The 19,855-nt window shown below is 65.7% G+C and carries 19 protein-coding genes; 7 read left to right on the top strand and 12 right to left on the bottom strand.

What is annotated here, in order from left to right:
- The first annotated feature begins 8 nt into the window (after positions 1-8).
- Together AC5P88_RS11165 and AC5P88_RS11160 are read left to right on the top strand one after the other, a co-directional pair.
- Entirely contained in the window at positions 9-1,331 is a 1,323-nt protein-coding gene (locus AC5P88_RS11165) for an ABC transporter permease (protein WP_495225048.1), read from the top strand.
- 410 nt (positions 1,332-1,741) lie between these two features.
- Entirely contained in the window at positions 1,742-4,600 is a 2,859-nt protein-coding gene (locus AC5P88_RS11160) for a TonB-dependent receptor plug domain-containing protein (protein ID WP_495225047.1), read from the top strand.
- Between the two features lie 204 nt (positions 4,601-4,804).
- Here the strand turns inward: AC5P88_RS11160 and rarD are convergent, their stop codons facing one another.
- Both rarD and yedA read right to left on the bottom strand, forming a co-directional pair.
- On the bottom strand, positions 4,805-5,701 hold the full coding sequence (gene rarD, locus AC5P88_RS11155) for an EamA family transporter RarD (protein WP_495225046.1): 897 nt from the start codon (positions 5,699-5,701) through the stop codon (positions 4,805-4,807).
- Positions 5,698-6,603 carry a drug/metabolite exporter YedA gene (gene yedA, locus AC5P88_RS11150; protein ID WP_495225045.1) on the bottom strand — a complete coding sequence of 302 codons (906 nt, stop codon included), beginning with the start codon at positions 6,601-6,603 and terminating at the stop codon, positions 5,698-5,700. Before yedA ends, rarD begins: the two co-directional genes overlap by 4 nt.
- A gap of 223 nt (positions 6,604-6,826) precedes the next feature.
- Between yedA and AC5P88_RS11145 the strand changes: the two genes are divergently transcribed.
- Positions 6,827-8,161: an MFS transporter gene (locus tag AC5P88_RS11145; protein WP_106549891.1), complete on the top strand. Its 1,335-nt coding sequence runs from the start codon at positions 6,827-6,829 to the stop codon at positions 8,159-8,161.
- Between the two features lie 433 nt (positions 8,162-8,594).
- On the opposite strand, the gene AC5P88_RS11140 is transcribed toward AC5P88_RS11145, so the two are convergent.
- From AC5P88_RS11140 to AC5P88_RS11125, 4 genes are all read right to left on the bottom strand, one after another.
- Complete coding sequence (locus AC5P88_RS11140) at positions 8,595-10,247, bottom strand: M28 family metallopeptidase (RefSeq protein WP_495225071.1); 1,653 nt, start codon at positions 10,245-10,247, stop codon at positions 8,595-8,597.
- A 105-nt stretch (positions 10,248-10,352) separates the two neighbouring features.
- A complete protein-coding gene (locus AC5P88_RS11135) occupies positions 10,353-11,285 on the bottom strand; it encodes an MBL fold metallo-hydrolase (protein ID WP_495225044.1) in 933 nt (310 codons plus the stop codon).
- Positions 11,286-11,517: 232 nt separating this feature from the next.
- Positions 11,518-11,814, bottom strand: a complete 297-nt coding sequence (locus tag AC5P88_RS11130; RefSeq protein WP_495225070.1) for a hypothetical protein — start codon at positions 11,812-11,814, stop codon at positions 11,518-11,520.
- Between the two features lie 138 nt (positions 11,815-11,952).
- On the bottom strand, positions 11,953-13,245 hold the full coding sequence (locus tag AC5P88_RS11125) for a tryptophan--tRNA ligase (protein WP_111203315.1): 1,293 nt from the start codon (positions 13,243-13,245) through the stop codon (positions 11,953-11,955).
- Positions 13,246-13,353: 108 nt separating this feature from the next.
- Between AC5P88_RS11125 and AC5P88_RS11120 the strand changes: the two genes are divergently transcribed.
- On the top strand, positions 13,354-14,157 hold the full coding sequence (locus AC5P88_RS11120) for a hypothetical protein (protein ID WP_106549896.1): 804 nt from the start codon (positions 13,354-13,356) through the stop codon (positions 14,155-14,157).
- 66 nt (positions 14,158-14,223) lie between these two features.
- On the opposite strand, the gene AC5P88_RS11115 is transcribed toward AC5P88_RS11120, so the two are convergent.
- The 3 genes from AC5P88_RS11115 to rocF all read right to left on the bottom strand — a co-directional run bounded on the left by AC5P88_RS11115 (position 14,224) and on the right by rocF (position 15,870).
- Entirely contained in the window at positions 14,224-14,445 is a 222-nt protein-coding gene (locus AC5P88_RS11115) for a CsbD family protein (RefSeq protein WP_004137109.1), read from the bottom strand.
- Positions 14,446-14,651: 206 nt separating this feature from the next.
- The gene (locus tag AC5P88_RS11110; protein WP_005407710.1) at positions 14,652-14,789 is read right to left on the bottom strand and encodes an entericidin A/B family lipoprotein; all 138 of its coding nucleotides are present in this window, start codon (positions 14,787-14,789) and stop codon (positions 14,652-14,654) included.
- Positions 14,790-14,949: 160 nt separating this feature from the next.
- Complete coding sequence (rocF, locus tag AC5P88_RS11105; protein ID WP_106549897.1) at positions 14,950-15,870, bottom strand: arginase; 921 nt, start codon at positions 15,868-15,870, stop codon at positions 14,950-14,952.
- A gap of 130 nt (positions 15,871-16,000) precedes the next feature.
- On the opposite strand from rocF, the gene AC5P88_RS11100 reads away from it, so the two are divergent.
- Positions 16,001-16,348, top strand: coding sequence for a hypothetical protein (locus AC5P88_RS11100; RefSeq protein WP_106549898.1), 348 nt, complete (start codon positions 16,001-16,003; stop codon positions 16,346-16,348).
- Positions 16,349-16,369: 21 nt separating this feature from the next.
- On the opposite strand, the gene AC5P88_RS11095 is transcribed toward AC5P88_RS11100, so the two are convergent.
- Positions 16,370-17,140 (bottom strand): DUF3011 domain-containing protein, encoded by a 771-nt coding sequence (locus tag AC5P88_RS11095; protein ID WP_495225043.1) that lies wholly within the window; start codon positions 17,138-17,140, stop codon positions 16,370-16,372.
- A gap of 583 nt (positions 17,141-17,723) precedes the next feature.
- Between AC5P88_RS11095 and AC5P88_RS11090 the strand changes: the two genes are divergently transcribed.
- Complete coding sequence (locus AC5P88_RS11090; RefSeq protein WP_495225042.1) at positions 17,724-18,131, top strand: hypothetical protein; 408 nt, start codon at positions 17,724-17,726, stop codon at positions 18,129-18,131.
- A 79-nt stretch (positions 18,132-18,210) separates the two neighbouring features.
- Complete coding sequence (locus tag AC5P88_RS11085; protein ID WP_495225041.1) at positions 18,211-18,534, top strand: hypothetical protein; 324 nt, start codon at positions 18,211-18,213, stop codon at positions 18,532-18,534.
- Here AC5P88_RS11085 and AC5P88_RS11080 read toward each other — a convergent pair.
- Complete coding sequence (locus tag AC5P88_RS11080; protein WP_495225040.1) at positions 18,518-18,751, bottom strand: hypothetical protein; 234 nt, start codon at positions 18,749-18,751, stop codon at positions 18,518-18,520. The two genes, AC5P88_RS11085 and AC5P88_RS11080, sit on opposite strands and share 17 nt — an antisense overlap.
- Before the next feature lie 352 nt (positions 18,752-19,103).
- Positions 19,104-19,853, bottom strand: coding sequence for a M48 family metallopeptidase (locus tag AC5P88_RS11075; protein ID WP_495225039.1), 750 nt, complete (start codon positions 19,851-19,853; stop codon positions 19,104-19,106).
- Positions 19,854-19,855: the final 2 nt, after the last annotated feature.

The following is a 19,855-nucleotide window of genomic DNA, read 5'->3' as shown; positions in this document are numbered from 1 at the left end:
ACACCGACATGTTCAAGAGCAAACTCAAGAAGTGGCTGGGCAACGGCGTGACAGTGCTGCTGCTGGTGATCGGCCTGGTGCTGTGGATCAGCCTGCCGTGGATCGGCGTGCTGGCCGTGGCCGTGCTGGTGGCCTTGTGGCTGCTGCTGACCCGTGGCGGCCGGCTGGCACTGGCGGCCACCCGCATCGGCGTGGCCAGCCTGCCGCAGCGCTGGGGTGCGTCCTCGGTGATCGTGGTCGGCATCGCCGGCGTGGTCGGCGTGCTGGTGGCGATGCTGGCGATGGGCGAAGGCTTCCAGGCCACGCTCAACAATACCGGCGATGACACCACCGCCATCGTGCTGCGCGGTGGCTCGCAGGCCGAGACCAATTCGGTGATCACCCGCGAACAGGTTCCCACGCTGTCCACCCTGCCCGGCATCAGCCGCGATGGCGAAGGCCGGCCGCTGCTGTCGCCGGAGCTGTCACAGGTGGTCAACCTGGTATCGAAGTCCGACGGCACCGACGTCAACGCGCAGTTCCGCGGCGTTGGCCCACAGGCCTGGGCGGTGCATGACAAGGTCAAGATCATCGAGGGCCGCAAGTTCGCCACCGGCCTGCGCGAGATCGTGGTCGGCCAGGGCGCCAAGGGCCAGTTCCGCGACATGGACGTGGGCAAGACGCTGACGCTGGGCAACCAGACCTGGAACGTGGTCGGCGTGTTCGCCACCGGCGATGCGCATGATTCGGAGCTGTGGACCGACGCCGATACGCTGGCCACCACCTACCAGCGCAGCGCGTGGCAGTCGATCAGCGTGCGTACCGATGGCAAGGCCGGCTTCGAGCAGTTCAAGGCGGCGGTCGCCGCCGACCCCCGCCTGAAGCTGGACGTGGAAACCACCCGTGTCTACTACAGCAAGCAGGGCGGCGGGCTGACCAAGCTGATCGACATCCTCGGCAAGGTGATCGGCACGATCATGGCGGTGGGTGCGGTGTTCGGCGCGCTCAATACCATGTATGCCGCTGTTGCCACGCGTGCGCGCGAGATCGCCACCATGCGCGCGATCGGCTTCCGCGGCCTGCCGGTGGTCACCGCGGTGATGCTGGAGACGATGCTGCTGGCGCTGCTGGGCGGCCTGCTGGGGTGCGCGGTGGCATGGCTGCTGTTCAATGGCTACAGCGTGTCCACCATCGGCAGCAACTTCAGCGCGGTGGTGTTCAAGTTCCATGTATCGCCGGAACTGCTGTGGACCGGCCTGAAATGGGCACTGGGCATCGGCCTGGTCGGGGGCCTGTTCCCGGCGCTGCGCGCGGCCCGTTTGCCGATCACCACGGCGTTGCGCGAAACCTGAGCATCACGCACGGATTGAATGGACGTTCTGCAGGGGGACGGAGCGAAGGCTCCGTCCCTTTTTCGTTGGCGGGGTCAGATCCCTTCGCTGCGCGAAGGGATCTGACCCCAATCTGGATGCAGTAGATCCACGCCATGCGTGGATGAAGGCGTGCGCACACACGCCACTACAGATCGCGGCAACGCAGCCGCTATCGATGCCTCTGCCCGTCGCGCACGCATCGTGCGTGACGCTGCGCACATCGCATCTGTGGATTGTTGGTTGCGATTCATCTTCGCGCACATTCAGCAGCATGGCGACAAACAGTTACGAATGGAAACACTCTAGAATCCCGGCCCCCACGTTGGTTTGCAGCACCCCACGCGCCCACAGAACGGACGCTTGTTTTCCTGAAACACGAGATGTCACGGATGTCCCTGAAAACCACTCCGCTGCGCAACGCGATCGTCATCGCGCTGGCCGCCAGCTGCACCACCCCCGCCTTCGCACAGAGCGCCGGCGATACCCCGACCAACCTCGACCGCATCGAAATCACCGGCTCGCGCATCCGCCAAGCCAGTGTCGAGACCGCACAGCCGGTCGTCGCGCTCAGCCGCGCCGAGATCGAGAAGAAGGGCTACATCAACGTCGCCGACATCCTGCAGGACGTCACCGCCGCCGGTGCTCCGAGCCTGAGCCGCTCGTCGTCGCTGAGTTCTTCGCGCGACTTCGGCGGCACGTACGTCAGCCTGCGCAACCTCGGCCCGGAACGCAGCCTGGTGCTGATCGACGGCCGCCGCATGGGCGTCAGCGCCGGCGGCTACTCCGACCTGGCTTCGATTCCCTCGGCGATTGTCGAGCGCGTGGAAGTGCTGACCGACGGCGCATCCGCGCTGTATGGCTCGGACGCCATCGCCGGTGTGGTCAACATCATCACCCGCAAGAACTTCGACGGTGGCGAAGCCAGCGTCTACGTCGGCCAGTACGGTGAAGGCGACGGCCAGAAGCGCTCCTACAGCGCCACCTTCGGCAAGACCTTCGACCGCGGTTGGTTCAGCGTCGGCGCCGAGCGCACCAAGGAAGACGAGATCCTCGGCAGCGAGCGCGAGTTCAGCCGTTACCCGGGTGGCCCGCGCCATCCCGACGACGTCAAGGCACTGAACCAGACCACGCAGTGGGGCAGCGTCACCGTCGACGGCAAGTCGCTGACCGTGGGCCCGGGCGGCGACCCGAGCCAGAAGGGCAATTTCCACACGCCCAATCCGGCCGACGGTGCCAACACCAAGACCAACATGAGCCTGCTGAGCGGCCTGGAGCGCACTTCGGTGTTCGCCAACGGTGGCTTCTCGATCACCGATGACCTGCGCATCGTCGCCGACGCGCTGTACAGCAAGCGCGAGTCGACCAAGCACCTGGCCGGCTACCCCTACTCGGTGTCCACCGCACAGGCCCGCAACGGTTCCCGTGCCGCCCTGTCCAAGGACAGCGCGTTCAACCACTGGGGCCAGGACGTGCTGTTCTCGCACCGCACCGAAGAAATGCCGCGTGCGACCGAGAACAACCTGGACACCAAGCGCGCCAGCATCGGCCTGGAAGGCAGCTTCGAAACCGGTTCGCGTTACTGGGACTGGAACGTCAGCTACATGTACAACCGCAATGAAGGCGAGCGCATCGGTACCGGCAGCATGTACCAGCCGCACGTCGACCTGGCGGTCGGCCCGTCCTTCATGGATGGCACCGTGGCGCGCTGCGGCACCCCGGGCGCGGTGATCGCCGGCTGCGTGCCGTGGAACCCGGCCGCGCCGATGGGCTATGCGGGCCCGGGCTCGCTGAGCAACCAGGACGTGCAGGACTACCTGTTCACCCGCTTCGTCGACAAGATGAAGAGCACCACCAAGGTCGCCAGCGCCAACATCTCCGGTTCGGTGTTCACCCTGCCGGCCGGCGACGTGATGGCCGCGATGGGCTTCGAGCACCGCAGCGAAGAAGCCAGCTACACCCCGGACCTGATGGTGCAGAAGGGCCAGATTGCCGGCACCACCGGCCAGCCGACCCGTGGCGACTACTCGCTCAACGAGGTCTACCTGGAGCTGCAGGTACCGCTGCTGGCCGACATGCCGTTCGCGCGTGAACTGTCGCTGGACCTGGCCGGCCGCTATACCGACTACAACACCTTCGGTTCGACCACCAACAGCAAGTTCGGCCTGAAGTGGAAGCCGATCGACAGCCTGCTGGTGCGCGCGACCTATGGCACCGGCTTCCGTGCGCCGACCGTGGACGACCTGTACGGCGGTGCGGTGAAGAGCCGTGATTCGTTCACCGATCCGTGCGATACCTCGTTCGGCATCGCTGCCAGCAGCTCGACCGTGGCCGCACGCTGCCAGGCGCTGAAGGTGCCGGCGAACTTCCGCCAGCAGACCGCGTCGGAAGGAAACGTCGCCAACCGTCCGGGCCAGCAGGGCATCGCCGATTTCGACTCCGGTTCCAATGCGAACCTGAAGCCGGAAACCGCCAAGACCTGGACCGTGGGCCTGGTGTACAGCCCCGAGTTCGTGCCGGGCCTGGACGTCAGCCTGGACTGGTGGAAGATCCGCATCGACAACGCGATCGTGGGTGAGTCGGCCACCGACATCCTCAACCAGTGCTACGTGCAGGGCGTGGATTCGGCCTGTGGCCGCTTCACCCGTTCCACCAGTGCCAAGACGCTGGGCCAGGTGACGTCGCTGGACCGCTCGCTGGTCAATGCGGGCTACCGCGAAACCGCCGGCTATGACTTCAGCCTGCGTTACCGCCTGCCGGAAACCGCGTTCGGCCGCTTCGCCGCCACCTGGAACACCACCTACACCGACTACCTGGAGCAGCGCAACGACAGCGCCGCCACCACGCCGGTGGAGCAGAAGACCGGCTGGCAGGGCAACTTCCGCGTGCGTTCGACCTTCAACCTGGATTGGCAGTACGGCGACCTGGGCATCGGCTGGACCGCCCGCTACTACTCGGGCATGAAGGAAGCCTGCTCGTATGACCTGGCCGGTGGCCCGGACTGCAACATGGCCGGCTTCGTCTCGCCGTACACCGATGCGCAGCCGAGCCGCAAGGTGGGCTCCAACACCTTCCACGACCTGCAGGTGCGTTACAGCCTGCCGTGGGACGGCACCGTGTCGCTGGGCGTGAACAACGTCTTCGACCACCAGGGTCCGATCATGTACAGCCAGCCGAACAGCAGCTTCACCTACTACGGTGGCTTCGACATCGGTCGTTTCATGTACATGAAGTACCAGCAGCGCTTCTAAGCCTGCAACCGCGTTCCCGCCACCGCCATCTCTCTCTCCTGGCGGTGGATGGAAGCAGAACGGCGCCCCTCGGGGCGCCGTTCTTTTTTGGCCGGAAGGCGGGGGTCGGATCCCTTCGCCCGGCGAAGGGCTCCGACCCCAGGCTGCGGAAAGAACAAGGGGTCAGAGCCCTCCGCGTAGCGGAGGGATCCGACCCCTGGGTCGTTACCGCTTCGCGCGCATCGTGCGGATGTTGTCGCCGACAAACAGCACCAGGCCAGCCCAGATCGCCGCGAACCCGATTGCCTTGGCGGTGTCGAACGCTTCGTGGAAGAAGAACACGCCCAGCAGCAGCTGCAGGCTCGGCGCGATGTACTGCAGGATGCCGACCAGCGACAGCGGAATGCGCTTCACGCCGTAGGCGAAGCCGATCAGCGGTACCGCCGTGACCACGCCACCGAAGATCAGCAGCAGGTCGTTGCGCCAGCCCCAGCCATGGAAGAACGCGCCGCCATGGCCGTTCTCGGCCCAGATCGCAAACGCCAGCGCCGGCAGGAACAGGTACATGCTCTCCACGCCCAGGCCGGCCACCGGATCGACCGAGACCAGCTTGCGCAGCAGGCCATACAGGCCGAACGAACAGGCCAGGCCCAGCGCGATCCACGGGGGTGTACCCGCGTCGATCGTCAGCCAGGCCACGCCCACCGCTGCCATCGCCACCGCCACCCACTGCAGGCGGCGCAGGCGCTCCTTCAGCACCAGCACGCCCAGCAGCACGTTCACCAGCGGATTGATGAAGTAGCCCAGGCTGGTCTCGATGACGTGGCCGGCATTGACCGCCCAGATGTACAGGCCCCAGTTGAAGGCGATGGTCAGGCTGGACACCAGCAGGATCGGCAGCGCGCGCGGCTGGGCGGCAATCTTCTGCCACCAGCCCAGGCGCGCGCTGAGCAACAGCCAGCCCAGCACCAGCACGGTGCTCCAGATGATGCGGTGGGCGATGATCTGGAACGAAGGCACCTCGTTGAGCAGGTGCCAGTACACCGGCACCAGGCCCCAGATCACGAAGGTGGACGCAGTGACCAGCAGGCCCCGGCGTTGTTCTTGCTCGTCCATGCTCACTTCTTTCTCGTCCTTGCCATTGTCAACACCACCACACCCAGGAGAATCACCGCCATCGCCAGCAGGTCGCGCCAGCCGAATCGTTCACCGTTCAACAGTGCGCCCAGCAGCACCGCGATCACCGGATTGACGTACGCATAGCTGCCGGCCAGCGCCGGGCGCACGTTCTGCAGCAGCCACACGTAGGCGGTGAACGCGACGATGGAACCGAACACGCACAGGTAGGCCATCGCCAGCAGGCCACCGGTATCGGGCAGCGTGGTGGGGCGCTCGCCGACCGCCAGGCCGATCAGCACCAGCAGCACGCCACCGCAGATCATCTGCCCAGCGGCGGTCATGAACGGGCCCGGCAGGTCCAGGCCGCGTGCCCACACCGAACCGAAGGCCCAGCCGACCGGCGCGATCAGCAGCAGCACCAGCCCGGTCGGCGAGGCCGTCAGGCTGCTGCCGGCATTGAGCCAGACCACGCCGAGGAAGCCGATGGCGATGCCGAGCCATTCGCCCTTGCTGGCATGCTGGCCGCGCAGCGCCGAGAACAGCGCCATCCACAGCGGCACCGAGGCCACCGCGGTCGCGGCCAGGCCCGAAGACACCTCACGCTCGGCCAGAACCACCATGCCGTTGCCCAGCACCAGCATGGTCACGCCCATCACCACCAGGTTGCGCCACTGCCGCAGCGTCGGGTTCGGCATCTTCCAGAACAGGCGCAAGGCCATGAACATCAGGCCGCCAGCAATGATGAACCGGCTGCCGGAGACCATCGTCAGCGGCAGCGCACCGCCATGCAGGGCCTTGGCGATGCCCAGGTAGGTCGAGCCCCAGACCACGTAGACCAGCAGCAATGCCAGCGCGACAAGGCCACCCCGGGGGGCAGCCGCAGACGAAGAGGGGGGAGCCGACATGACACACCAGGGAGCCGGGGGAAGGCGGATTCTAGGACGTTTTGAGTATGGTCCGGCACCCCGTACGGTGGCACGCTGTCATCCATCCATGCACCCTGCTCTGGTCTGCTACCCCGTGTTGACGGCCCATGCAGTACCAAGAGGGCTGCCCGGCCGCGCCGCCCCAAGGCCGGGCGCCGTTTTCCCTGCGCACGGACGCGCCGCATCGAGGATTCCCACCCAGATGAGCACCACGTCCCAACCCGCCGTACCCGCGAACGACCGCGCCGCCCTGCGGCGGTCGATCTCCAATACCCTCAAAGGCTCCGCCGGCAACCTGGTGGAGTGGTATGACGTCTACGTGTACTCGGTGTTCGCCGTGTACTTCGAATCACAGTTCTTCTCGCCGGACGACAAGAACTCCACCATGTACGTGTGGGCGATCTTCGCCGCCACGTTCCTGATGCGCCCGATCGGTGCCTGGTTCTTCGGCCGCTTCGCCGACCGCCACGGCCGCCGCCTGGCACTGACCGTCTCGGTCACGCTGATGGCGCTGTGCTCGTTCCTGATCGCCATTACGCCTACGGCGGCCAGCATCGGTATCTGGGCAGCAGTCATCCTGCTGTTCGCGCGCCTGCTGCAGGGCTTCGCCACCGGCGGCGAATACGGCGCCAGCGCCACCTACATGTCCGAGGCCGCCATTCCAGGCCGTCGCGGCTTCCTGTCCTCGTTCCACTACGTCACCCTGGTCGGTGGCCATGTGCTGGCCCAGCTGACCCTGCTGCTGATGCTGACCTTCTGGGGCAAGCCGGAAATCTCCGAGTGGGGCTGGCGCATCGCCTTCGGCATCGGTGGCATCGCCGCAGTGGTGGTGTTCTGGCTGCGCCGCGGCATGGACGAATCGCTGTCGGAGTCGTCGATCGAAGCCGCGCGCGAGGGCAAGGCCCAGAAGTCCGGCTCGATGTACGAGCTGTTCGTGCACCAGTGGCGGCCGCTGCTGCTGTGCTTCCTGATCACCGCCGGTGGCACCGTGGCCTTCTACACCTACTCGGTGAACGGCCCGAAGATGATCCAGAGCGCCTTCGCGGGCAACGACCCGATGACCGGCACCCTGATCAACCTGGGCGTGCTGGCGTTCCTGATGGTGCTGCAGCCGGTCGGCGGCTGGCTGTCGGACATCATCGGCCGCAAGACCCTGCTGGTGTTCTTCGGTGTCGGCGGCGTGCTGTACAGCTGGTACCTGATCACCCAGCTGCCGCACCAGCACGACGCCACGCTGGCGTTCCTGACCCTGGCACTGGCCTTCGTCATCCTCACCGGCTACACCTCGATCAACGCGGTGGTGAAGGCCGAGCTGTTCCCCACCCACGTGCGTGCACTGGGCGTGGGCCTGGGCTATGCGCTGGCCAACTCGCTGTTCGGCGGCACCGCCCCGCTGCTGTACCAGGGCGCACTGAAGACCGGCCATGTCGACTGGTTCGCCATCTACGTCACCGCAACGATCGCGGTCTCGCTGGTGGTCTATATCTTCTTCCTGACAAACAAGGGCCCGAACTGGCTCGACGGCACCCGCAAGTAAGGGCGCTGCAGTGATCGCGGCCACCGGTGCAATGCCGGTGGCCGCTGTGGAAGACCGGCCGGATGGAACCTGCGGTGTAGAGTCGACTGTCAGTCGACTGCTCTTCGATCAGACCGCGGAAAACCCCGCGCTGCGCGCGATAGTCGACTGACAGTCGACTCTACCACCTGCATCGCGGCATCCTTCCCACGATGGTGAATCGTCGAAGCCCCGACGGGACCGCGAAAAACCCCGCGCTGCGCGCGATAGTCGACTAACAGTCGACTCTACCGCCTGCATTGCGGCATCCATCCCACGCTGGTGAATCGTCGAAGCCCCGACAGGGTAGAGTCGACTGTCAGTCGACTGCTCTTCGATCAGACCGCGAAGAACCCCGCGCTGCGCGCGATAGTCGACTGACAGTCGACTCTACACACCGTCATTCACCGGCCCATCAGCGGCGGGCGGATTCGCTCTTGTCGCGCGCGCCGCGGAACTCCGATTCCTTTTCCCACGTCGGCCAGCGGCGGCTGTTGGCCAGCTCCGCGCCCAGGTCATAGACCAGCAGGGTGTCGGCGGCGTGGCCGCTCGGGTCCCAGCTCGGGGTCCAGGCATCGCAGGCCTGGTGGTAGCAGTCGGCGAAGTACTTCTCGCGCAGCGCACGGCCGGCTTCAACGCCGCCGTCCAGCTTGTCCAGGCCCGGGCCGATGGTGATCGCCGGTACGCCCAGGCGGGCGAAGGCGAAGTGGTCGGCGCGGTAGAAGAAGCCGGCCTCCAGGTTCGGATCCGGGCTGTAGCTGCGGCCACGGGCCTTGGCCACGCGCTCCAGGTCGCCTTCCAGCGACACCCGGCCCTTGCCCCACGACGCGATGTCACGGGTCGGGCCATCCGGGCTGAACATCTCGATGTTCAACACCGCCGCCGTCTTGTCCAGCGGCGCCAGTGGATGCGCGGCGTAGTAGCTGGCGCCCAGCAGGCCCTTCTCTTCAGCGGTCAGTGCCACGAAGTACAGCGTGCGCTGCGGCTGCGGGCCGGCAGCAAATACGCGGCCCAGCTCCAGCACCGTGGCCACGCCGGTGGCGTTGTCGATCGCGCCACGACGGATGCGGTCGCCCTTGGCATCGGGTTGGCCGATGCCGAAGGCATCCCAGTGTGCGGAGAAGATCACCGCCTCGTCGCCATGCGCGCCACCGGGCAGCTTGGCCACCACGTTGCGGGTCACCACCTGTTCGCGCTTCAACGCGAAGTCCACGCTCAGCCTGGCGTTGTCCAGCGCCACCGGGCGGAAGTCGGCGCGCATCGCCTTGCGCTTCTCGGCATCGAAGTCGAGGCCGGCGTCGGCGAAGATCGCCTCGGCCAGCTCACGCTGCATCCAGCCACGCAGCGGCGTGTGCTGCGCCATCGCTTCAGCCTGGTCGCGCTCGATGTCGAACAGCGGCGAGGTGCCCGAGCTCTTCACCGTGGCCCAGCCATAGGCCGCAGGAGCGGTCTCGTGCACGATCAGCACGCCCTCGGCGCCACGGCGTGCGGCTTCCTCGAACTTGTAGGTCCAGCGGCCGTAGTAGGTCACCGCCTTGCCGTCGAACGCGCCCGGTGCATCGGCCTCGAAATCGGCGTCGTTGATCAGCACCACGGCGATCTTGCCGTGCAGGTCCACGTCCTTGTAATCGTTCCAGTGGCGTTCCGGCGCGTCGATGCCGTAGCCGACGAACACCAGCGGCGCATCCTTGATCTGCACGCGCTTGCGCGGCTGCAGGCTCTGCAGGGTCACGTCCACACCGTTGGCCAGCGCGCGCTTGCCCTGCTTCAGCGACAGGCTGGCCTTGGCCGCGCCATCCAGCTGGGCACGCACCAGCGGCACCGGCTGCACCCAGCTGCCGTCCACGCCTCCCGGCTGCAGGCCGTAGCTGCGGAACTGCTCGATCAGGTACTGCACCGTGCGCTCTTCGCCCTCGGTGGCCGGCGCGCGGCCCTCGAATTCATCCGACGCCAGCACACGCACATGCCGAGACAGTGCCTGCGGATCGATGCCACCACCCGGCAGGTCGTTGGCCGCATGGGCCAGGCCACCGACGAACAGGCAGGACGACAGCAGCAACACGCGCATCGGATTCACGGCAGTACCACGGCAGGCTTGGAAGTCACCAGAGTGTAACGTGGTCGTGACATCGCGGTGCAGCGTGGGCTTGCGTCATCCACGCATGGCGTGGATCTACCGACGGATGCGGTCCAGCCAGCAGGCCAGGCCCTGTGCGTTCAGCTCGATGTCCATCGCCAGCACCGCCGTAACCGCCGCCTGGTCCAGCGCACAGCCATGCTGCTGCGCGCGTTCCAGGTACAGCGCCTGCAACGCGGCCAGCAGGCAGCGGTGGCGGTCCGGGCGGCCATCGCACTGGCGGCCGATGGTGGCCATCGCATCGATCTGTTCGAACAGGTCGTCGGCCAGCTTCTGCACCTGCTCAACGCGGCCATAGTGGGTCAGGTACATCGCCTGTGGCGCGTAGTCGAGCATGCGCCGGATCGAGGCCTTCATCGCCTCCGGGTCGAACTGCACCGGCGACGAGGTGGGGAAGATGAAAGCGCCCTGCGCGCTGTCCAGCTCGCGGTAGGAGATGCCGAAGGTATCGCCGGTGAACCAGCTGCGGCTGCGCGCATCCCACACGCAGTAGTGGTGCAGGGCGTGGCCCGGCGTGTGCAGCAGCACCAGCTCGCGGCCGGCCAGGCCGATGCGGTGCCCGTCTTCGGCCACCACAACACGGTGTTCGGGAATGGCCTCGATACGACCATAGCTGCGCGCGATCTCCTCGGCGCCGTACACCGCCGTGGCACCAGCAATCAGCCGGGTCGGATCGATCATGTGCGGTGCCCCACGCGGATGCAGCACCGCCTTCGCGTTGGGCAGCTGCTGCATCAGCAGGCCGGCACCACCAGCGTGGTCCAGGTGCACATGGGTCAGCAGCAGCCAGTCCACCGCATCCACGCCCAGCCCCGTGTCGGCCAGCGCCTGCAGCATGGCCGGTACCGACAGACCGGTGCCGCAATCGACGAAGGCGGCGCGGCCGTTTTCAACGATCAGGTAGGCCGCATCGAAGTCCGGGCGCTGGAAGCCGGTATCAATGGTGTGGATGCTGGGGTCGGCGGTCATCGGCACGCACCTGGCAGGGTCGGGAACAGACGCCCATGGTAGGCGCGCGGGCGGCTCTGGTTCGATGCGGCTTTGGTCGGGTAGTGCCGGGTTGTGGCCGGGTAGAGTCGACTGTCGGTCGACTGTCGCGCGCAGCGCGGGCTTCCAGAAGAGCAGTCGACTAACAGTCGACTCTACCAAGGCAAGCGCAGGCCCACCAACCGCAGGTCCATCGGGCGCGCAAGGGCCAGGTTCAGCGCAATGCGAGCCGCGGCCGCAGCAGCAACGCCAGCACCAGCACCGCCAGAAACGCACCGTAGGCGTACAACACCGCCAGCACCTGCGGCCAGATCGGCCCAGCGCCGGGCTGTACCACGCCGATGTGGTGCCCCCACAGCATCGATACGATGCTCAAGGCAAAGGCCAGCAACAGGGTGGTGCCGTCGAACAGGCGCCGCCGCGCGGTACGCGGCTGGCGCGGGAACAGCCAGTACAGGCTGCCCAGCAGCAGGAACCAGGGCAGGAACAGCAGCAGCGACAACCAGGCCATCGCAGACTCCATGTCATCGCGCCGGGGGCGCGCGGACATCATGCCATGACCTTCGTTCGCGGGTAGTGCCGGCCGCTGGCCGGCATTTCCGGGAACCTGGGGAACGTGCGGTTGCCGGCCAGCGGCCGGCACTACCCCTTACGCTTCGCGCAGCGCCGCCAGCGCAGCCAGCACCGCGTCCACTTCGGCCTCCAGCTTGAACAGCTCGCTCTGCAGCTGGTCGCCCTGCTCGGCCTGCTTGATCACCGCGATCAGCTGGCCGGCATCGCGCGGCGAATCGAAGCCTTCGCTCTGGATCAGCAGCGTGCCATCACCGGCGGTCAGCTTGAAGTAGAAGCGACCATCCTTCTCGCGGTACTGCTTGAACAGCGGCGGTGCCACGCGGGCCACGCCGGCGTCCTCGCTGGCGATGTCGCCGGCAGTGGACAGGTCGCGCAGGCCCACGGCATGGCGCAGTTCATCCAGCAACGGGGCCGCCAGCTGCTCGCGCAGCTGCTGGCCACGGCGCTTGAGCAGCGCTTCAATCTTTTCCGGTTCGGCCATCAGCGCGTTGTAGCGCTCGCGCAGCGGCGACAACTCGCTGTCGATGCGCTCGAACAGCTGCTGCTTGGCATCGCCCCAGCTGATGCCGGCGGCGAACGCCTTGGCGAACTCGGCGGTCTGTTCCGGGGTGGCGAAGGCCTGGTACATCTGGAACAGCGCCGAGCCCTCGGTGTCCTTCGGCTCGCCCGGTGCGCGCGAGTCGGTCAGGATCGAGAACACCAGCTTCTTCAGCTCCTCGCGCGGCACGAACAGCGGAATGGTGTTGTGGTAGCTCTTGCTCATCTTGCGGCCATCCAGGCCGGCCAGCGTCGCCACCTGCTCGTCGATCACCACGTCCGGCAGCGGGAAATACTCCTTGCCGTACACGTGGTTGAAGCGCTGGGCGAAGTCACGCGCCATCTCGATGTGCTGGATCTGGTCGCGGCCCACCGGCACCTGGTTGGCCTTGAAGATCAGGATGTCGGCAGCCATCAGCACCGGGTACATGAACAGACCGGCGCTGACGCCCGCGTCCTCGTCCACGCCTTCCTCGCGGTTCTTGTCCACCGCCGCCTTGTAGGCGTGGGCGCGGTTGAGGATGCCCTTGCTGGCGATGGCGGTGAGGAACCACATCAGCTCGGTGGTCTCGCGGATGTCGCTCTGGCGGTAGAACCACACGTGTTCCGGGTCCAGGCCGCAGGCCAGCCAGCTGGCCGCGATCTCCAGGGTCGCGCGCTGGGTGCGCTGCGGGTCCTGCGACTTGATCAGGCTGTGCAGGTCGGCCAGGAAGAAGAAACTCTCGATCCCCGGGGCGCGGCTGGCCGCGATGGCCGGACGGATGGCGCCAACGTAGTTGCCCAGGTGGGGCGTGCCGGAGGGGGTGATGCCGGTAAGGACTCGGGTCGTCATGACTGCGTGGGGAAACCTTCGATGAACGGGGCCAGTTTACCGTGCCAACGGTCAACCCCGTCAGGGCCGGCGGCGCGTTCATTCACCCAACCCCGCTGGAGACGCCCGATGAAACGCCTGCTGCCCCTGCTGCTGATCCTGCCCCTGGCTGGTTTCCGCCCGGCCCCACCCCCGCCGCCGGTGTACACGGGCGGCCCCGTGCGCATGGCCCTGGTCGACCGCGACCGTGGCACCGAACTGCGCAGCTACCCCGCCGAAGGCCAGCGCTGGGTAGCCGGCGAGCGCGGCCACCGCTACGCCGTGCGCCTGTACAACGACAGCCCGCGCCGGGTGCTGGTGGTGCTGTCGGTGGACGGCGTCAACGCCATCTCCGGCGAGGATGCCGATCCCTCGCAGACCGGCTACGTGCTCAACCCCGGCCAGCGCGCCGACATCACCGGCTGGCGCAAGAGCCAGGACGAAGTGGCGCAGTTCGTGTTCAGCAGCCCCAGCGGCAGCTATGCCAGCCGCACCGGCCGCCCGGACAACATCGGCGTGGTCGGTGTTGCGGTGTTCGAGGAGGCACGTCGCTGGCGTCCGGAGCCGATCCTGCGCCGTGGCGTGCCGCTGCCGGCACCGGCCGCGCAGGCCGAGGCTGCCGCCGATGCCAGTGCCAGCCGCATCGAGGGCTATGCCAGCAAGTCGCAGGCCCCTGCGCTGGGCACCGGCCACGGCGCACGCGAACAGTCCTCGGTACGCGATACCGACTTCGAGCGCGCCAGCCGCAGTCCTGCCCAGGTGCTGCAGCTGCGCTACGACAGCGCCCGCAACCTGCGCGCGCGCGGCATCCTGGTCGATACACCGCCGTCGCGCCTGCCGCGCGAACCGCAGGCATTCCCGAACCGCTACGTGCCGGACCCGCCGGCGCGTTGACCGCAGACAGCACGACGCCCGCACCGTAAGGTTGCGGGCGTCGTGCTGTGGGGGAAACCGTGGTACTTACTTGTAGTCCGGGTAGTCCTTGCTCACGCTGTCCTGGAACTCGCGCACTTCCTTCTCGGCGCGGTCCTTGGCCCAGCCATAACGTTCCTGCAGGCGACCGGCCAGATACTCGGCATTGCCCTCGGCCACATCGAAATCGTCGTTGGTCAGATCGCCCCACTTGGCCTGGGCCTTGCCCTTCAGCTGCGACCACTTGCCGGAAATGATGTCTTTGTTCATTGCTGGGAATCCTTGGCTGCAACGGCATTCTTACCGTGGTCCCAGCTTCGCGCAGCCGCTGTTGAGTACCGGTCAACCGACCATGAAAACAATGCTCACCTGCTTGAATGGTTCACTACGCTTCGACACGTGCGCTGCAGAAAACGCGCAACAAAAAAAGGCCGGGGAAATCCCCGGCCTTTTTCGCTTTCTGTTCCACGTCAGGCTCAACGGCCCTTGGCGGCATCCTCAACCTTTTCGCCAGCCTTCTGCACGTCCTTGCCGGCACCGGCAACGGTGTTGCAACCGGCCAGCAGGGCCACCGAGAACATCGACAACAGCATCAGGGCAACTACGCGCTTCATGGGCTTCTCCTTGGGTTCGCCGCTATACCGCTTCATTCGCGGATGGGGTTCGGTCGCTCGGCGGAAGAGGCCAATGCCACTGCCGCCGCGTGAAGTGCAATCTGGCGGCAGGGGCGTGGAGCGGGTGTGAACGGATCACAGATCCGTTCAGGCGGAGAGCTCAGTCGCGCATCAGGGTGGACTTGCCGAACAGGCTTTCGACCAGGTCCACGGCCAGCTCGGCGGTGGCGTTCTGCTTGTCCAGCAAGGGGTTGAGCTCGACGATGTCCAGCGAGCCCATGCGACCGGTGTCGGCGATCATCTCCATCACCAGCTGCGCTTCGCGGTAGTTCACGCCACCCGGCACCGTGGTGCCCACGCCCGGCGCGATGCTCGGGTCGAGGAAATCAACGTCGAAGCTGACATGCAGATGGGTGTTCTCGTCAATGCCGGCCAGCGCCGCTTCCACCGCGCGCTTCATGCCGTTCTCGTCGATGTAGCGCATGTCATAGACATCCACCTTGTGGGTCTTGATCAGGCGCTTCTCTTCCGGGTCCACCGAGCGGATGCCGATCTGGTGCATCTGCGCCGGGGTGATCGCCGGTGCGGTACCACCGAGTCGGGTCAGCGCATCCGGGCCAAGGCCGCACAGGCAGGCCACCGGCATGCCGTGGATGTTGCCCGACGGGGTCACGTCGCTGGTGTTGAAGTCCGAATGCGCATCCAGCCACAGCACGCGCAGGGTCTTGCCCTGCTCGCGGCACCAGCGTGCCACGGCAGTGATCGAACCGATGCCCAGGCAGTGGTCGCCACCGAGCATGATCGGCATGCGGCCGGCCTGCAGTTCGGCGTAGCTGGCTTCCATCAGCGCGTGGTTCCACGCCACCACTTCATCCAGGTGGCGATAGCCTTCCACCGGCGCGGTCCACGGGTTGCGCGGGCCATCCAGGTTGCCCAGGTCGCGCACGTCCACGCCACGCGCTTCCAGCGCCTCCGGCAGGCCCGCCACGCGCAGCGCCTCCGGCCCCAGCCGGGCACCGCGATGGCCCGCACCCACATCGGTGGGAACGCCAATCAGGGATACGGAAATTGGATGGGCCATGGGTGCCTCCTGCGGGGGAAAAAGAAGCACAGTCTAGCCAGAGCTGTGTGACACCACTCGCGGCGGTGCAGCAGGGCCATTGCATGGCATGATGCGGCGCGGTCCCGACCACCTTTCATGGAAGATTGCGATGTCGCCCTTCATCAATACCGCCTGGCCACGCTTTTTCATCGGAGCGCTGCCCTTTGCCGCTTTTGCGGTTTTTCTAAGCAACTCGATCGATGCGTCGCCGAACGGCTGGCTGATGCAGGCGACGCTGCTGCTGACACCATTTTCGTTTCTGCTGTTCCTCGGGTTGGGCTGGCAGCGTCTGCGCAAGGCGCACGCTGAATACCCGATTCTGAAAAGCGAACTGCACCGTATGCTGGCGGCGTTGATCGGCAACGTGAAGGTGGCCGCGCTGTGGTTCGGCGTGACCGTCGTTGGAACGTTCGCCCTGATCCTGGCGTGGGTGCTGCTGTACAGGTCCGGCGGCTGACGCCGGGTCTACACCCCGCGCTCAGCGTCCGCGGCGGCGAACCGGCGTCACGCTCTGCACCTGGCCGTTGTTGCGCATCATGCACAGGAAGCGGCCATCCGGATAATCAATGATCAGCTCCTGGTAATCGCTGCCCACCGGCATCTGGGTAACCAGCGCACCCTGCGCGCCCTTGCGCATGTTGCAGGCGCCCAGTGCGGTATCGTCTGCCGGCGCGGGGGTGGACACCGAGGACACATTGCGGAACACCGCGCGGCAGCCACCGTTGACCCACACCGAGTGCCGCGACAGGCCCCAGTTCTTGCCTTCCTCGCAGCGGGTGCGGCTGAGCTGGCGCACGATTTCGACGTTGCCACGGGTATTCAGATCGCACGACACCTGCTGCTGGCCGGTGGATTCGCAGGTGACTTCGCGCGGTAGCGCGGCGTCGCCGGTGGCAGCGTCGCGAGGCGCATCGCCCTGTGCTGCCGGTGCGGGCGTCCTGCCGGCACTGACCTGGCAGATGCCATTGGCGCCGCCTCGGCCGGTGTAGCTGACCTGCGGCGTGCCGTCATCGTTGCGGCTGATCGACAGGGTGATGCCGCTGTTGGCATCGCGCGCTTCGAAATAGCGGTCGTTGAAGCGTTTCAGTGCCGCCTCGCGGCCCTGCACGTAGACCGGCCCGCCCTCATCGGCATGCACATCGATGCCGCCAGGGCAGCTGGCGTTGAAGAACGGCACCGCAGCCATGGCCGGGGCTGCGAACGCGGTGTACAACAGTGCGACGGTGAGCGGCAGGGCGTGGCGACGCATGGGCGGGTCCCGAAAGCTATGTGCCCGAAGTATGCGGTGAGAAGTCGGGAGCGGTGTGTGAGGAGAATCAATATCCGGGCGCGCGTTTTGGGGGTTGTGTTTGCTATGGCGGCCGTGACGCTCTACCTGGGCTGTTAAGCCAGCTTCACTTGGTAGGCCTTGCCATGCCTCGCAACCGCGCTGAGACCTACCGATCTCCAGCGGATGATCGCACTGCGCGATATGTCGCTTTCGGCATCGCAGCGGCGGGAACAGGCCAATCGCGATAATTCATTTTTCCTTTCAGATCACCCGATGCCATCGAAACAATCGACTGGCAGACGGGGATTTCGCCTGCGCATGATGAATCGCCACCTGCAGAGGTGGCCGGGTCTTCCAAGCCCGTTTGATTGAAGCTGTATACGCTTGCCAGCCGGCGTCGTCCTCCCAGGAGCGGCGCCGGCTGGCAATCCGTTCGCCGGTCTACGGCGGGCGGTGCGTGGGGGCCCTGTGCCCGCCGGCTCATCGATCTCCGGTCTTGGAAGCCACGCATCGCCCGCCACCCTATCGTGGCGGCGCCTCTGTGCCTGACGAGGATGCCCGCATGTCCAAGACGCTCTACCCCTATCTGACCGCTACGCTGGGCGACGCCGCCCTGCATCTGCCGCTCGAACTGGCGCAGCCGTTGGAAGCCGCCTTTGCCGCCGCCAACGATGCGCCCGCGCCCATCAACCTGCCCGTCTGCCTGCGCCGCATCCAGGCCGGAGATGCCGCCGACGGACAGCCGTGGCAGGGGCCATCCAGCACGCCCGGCCACGCCGTGGCCGCCGCCCGCAGGGACCGCGCCGCCGTGGGCCTGGTGTCGCTGCTGGAGCTGTACCACGCCAACGAGCGCGTGCGCGTGGATGGGGATGAGAAGGACGATATCGGCGACGGTGCGCGTGAGGGGCTGATGCTGGCCTGCCGGGGGCTGGCGGAGTATGTGGCGTTGCAGGTGCGGGGGACCCAATAATGCAGAACGGTGGATTCCCAACGCACAGATTCAACGCATCGCTACCCCGGCTATCGAATCAGGCGGAACCGCTGCTGGCATGAGCACACCCTATCCAAACCTGAAACCTGTTCTCGTTGAGCTGCGGCTGGACGAAGTGGATTCACGCGGTGGCGCTGTTGCCGAGATGATCGCCTCCACCGCGCGCCCCATGGCGCTTTCGATAAACCCTGAACTCATGTGGTACAGCTTCGTGCTGAATGATCGCGCCATCACCCGTATCGCGCCTGGCACGCGGGCACACTGCACGATCTCATTCGTCAACCATGACGTTGCGAAAGAGGTGTTCCGCTGTGGCACGGTGGCCGCCCTCGGAGACGGATCGGCAACACGAGGGTTGATCCGTATCATTCGTTTTGATTGAACCTGATCGCGGCAGATGCCTTGATCTGGCGATGGCTGACGCCTGATGCGTCGATGCGTCGCGTGGCACGCAAGCTGCTTCGAGATGGCTCCGCTGCTGTCTCCCAGAGCGATCTGCAGGGTGTGTTGCACACCACCCGCTGGTGTTGTTCAAGACTATTGCCCAGACCATACCAAGGCTTGGCGCCCGCATAGGCCATTGTTTCAACCAAATGCATCGTAATTTCCTCGCTTCTTTGCGCACAAACGCACAAGTCCCGGACGATGCCGGGCCTTGTGCGTATGTCAATGCAGTATCAATCAAGGGGTTCGATGTATTCACTGCCCGAAGACAGCACGCACCGAGCGGCCGCAGCGGTTATGGATGCTGCGACAACCAAAACACCGTAGAGGCAATTGGATCTTTCTTTCATACAGCCATACTCAAGGAAGATGCTTCATTGCGGAGCATCCACACGCGACGCCAGCACCCGCCAGCACCCGCCAGCACCCGCCAGCACCCGCCAGCATCAATTGGGTGATATGGGTTTGAATCCACTTTAAGTAGATGAAGCCCCAGTTACCGTCACACTAGGTTCGAAATACTTCCTCAGCCATGTCGTCGAGCCTCTCCTTGACAGCTCTCCAGCTCAGCATGTGTCGATCAAGTGTCCTGTAGAACTTTGGACTGTGATTGTGGTGAAGGAGGTGACACAACTCGTGAAGCAGCACATAGTCGATGCACTCACGTGTAGCTTTCACCAGCAACGGGTTAAGTGTGATACGGCCCAAGGGGGAGCAACTACCCCATTGCACATTCATGAACTGCAGGCGTGTTGGTGGAAGCTGCTTGACCCACCGGAGGGGAGCTGAAACTACCGCAAGCCGGTCAGCAAACACCTCCCGCGCTCGTTGGCGATACCAGGCATCCAACGCTTTTTTGATCGTGGCTGGTGCTTGCTCTGGTACTGTCACGGCGATGAAAGCACCCCGCATCCTGGCATGGGTCTTTGAGCCTGCGTCGATAACAACCTTCAGGCGATAACGCCGGCCCAGGTAGCGCAGTGATTCACCACTCACGTACTCTCTAGGCAGCGCATGGGCCAATCGCACCTTGGCAGCACTGACATGCTGGCTGATCCAACGCGCACGTTTTTTCACCGCAGCCAGAACCTCTGCCAATGGTGCCGTATCGGGGGCATCCACCAGCACGCGTGCGTCCGGCTCCACATGAATGGCGACGCGCGTCACTGACCGTGATGGCTGACGGCGCAGATGAAACGCAATGACTTCATCGCCATAAGCGATGCGGTGCTGGGATAGTTGTTCACACATCGGCATGC

Source organism: Stenotrophomonas sp. YJH_SMC_8, from assembly GCF_059371315.1.
This window is presented reverse-complemented; position numbering and strand designations above follow the sequence as displayed.

Excerpts from the sequence above, each read along its gene's own strand:
- AC5P88_RS11165 (WP_495225048.1), top strand. The coding sequence starts at position 9 with ATGTTCAAGAGCAAACTCAAGAAGTGGCTGGGCAACGGCGTGACAGTG.
- AC5P88_RS11160 (WP_495225047.1), top strand. The coding sequence starts at position 1,742 with ATGTCCCTGAAAACCACTCCGCTGCGCAACGCGATCGTCATCGCGCTG.
- yedA (WP_495225045.1), bottom strand. The coding sequence starts at position 6,603 with ATGTCGGCTCCCCCCTCTTCGTCTGCGGCTGCCCCCCGGGGTGGCCTT.
- AC5P88_RS11145 (WP_106549891.1), top strand. The coding sequence starts at position 6,827 with ATGAGCACCACGTCCCAACCCGCCGTACCCGCGAACGACCGCGCCGCC.
- AC5P88_RS11140 (WP_495225071.1), bottom strand. The coding sequence starts at position 10,247 with ATGCGCGTGTTGCTGCTGTCGTCCTGCCTGTTCGTCGGTGGCCTGGCC.
- AC5P88_RS11135 (WP_495225044.1), bottom strand. The coding sequence starts at position 11,285 with ATGACCGCCGACCCCAGCATCCACACCATTGATACCGGCTTCCAGCGC.
- AC5P88_RS11130 (WP_495225070.1), bottom strand. The coding sequence starts at position 11,814 with ATGGCCTGGTTGTCGCTGCTGCTGTTCCTGCCCTGGTTCCTGCTGCTG.
- AC5P88_RS11125 (WP_111203315.1), bottom strand. The coding sequence starts at position 13,245 with ATGACGACCCGAGTCCTTACCGGCATCACCCCCTCCGGCACGCCCCAC.
- AC5P88_RS11120 (WP_106549896.1), top strand. The coding sequence starts at position 13,354 with ATGAAACGCCTGCTGCCCCTGCTGCTGATCCTGCCCCTGGCTGGTTTC.
- AC5P88_RS11115 (WP_004137109.1), bottom strand. The coding sequence starts at position 14,445 with ATGAACAAAGACATCATTTCCGGCAAGTGGTCGCAGCTGAAGGGCAAG.
- AC5P88_RS11110 (WP_005407710.1), bottom strand. The coding sequence starts at position 14,789 with ATGAAGCGCGTAGTTGCCCTGATGCTGTTGTCGATGTTCTCGGTGGCC.
- rocF (WP_106549897.1), bottom strand. The coding sequence starts at position 15,870 with ATGGCCCATCCAATTTCCGTATCCCTGATTGGCGTTCCCACCGATGTG.
- AC5P88_RS11100 (WP_106549898.1), top strand. The coding sequence starts at position 16,001 with ATGTCGCCCTTCATCAATACCGCCTGGCCACGCTTTTTCATCGGAGCG.
- AC5P88_RS11095 (WP_495225043.1), bottom strand. The coding sequence starts at position 17,140 with ATGCGTCGCCACGCCCTGCCGCTCACCGTCGCACTGTTGTACACCGCG.
- AC5P88_RS11090 (WP_495225042.1), top strand. The coding sequence starts at position 17,724 with ATGTCCAAGACGCTCTACCCCTATCTGACCGCTACGCTGGGCGACGCC.
- AC5P88_RS11085 (WP_495225041.1), top strand. The coding sequence starts at position 18,211 with ATGAGCACACCCTATCCAAACCTGAAACCTGTTCTCGTTGAGCTGCGG.
- AC5P88_RS11080 (WP_495225040.1), bottom strand. The coding sequence starts at position 18,751 with ATGCATTTGGTTGAAACAATGGCCTATGCGGGCGCCAAGCCTTGGTAT.
- AC5P88_RS11075 (WP_495225039.1), bottom strand. The coding sequence starts at position 19,853 with ATGCCGATGTGTGAACAACTATCCCAGCACCGCATCGCTTATGGCGAT.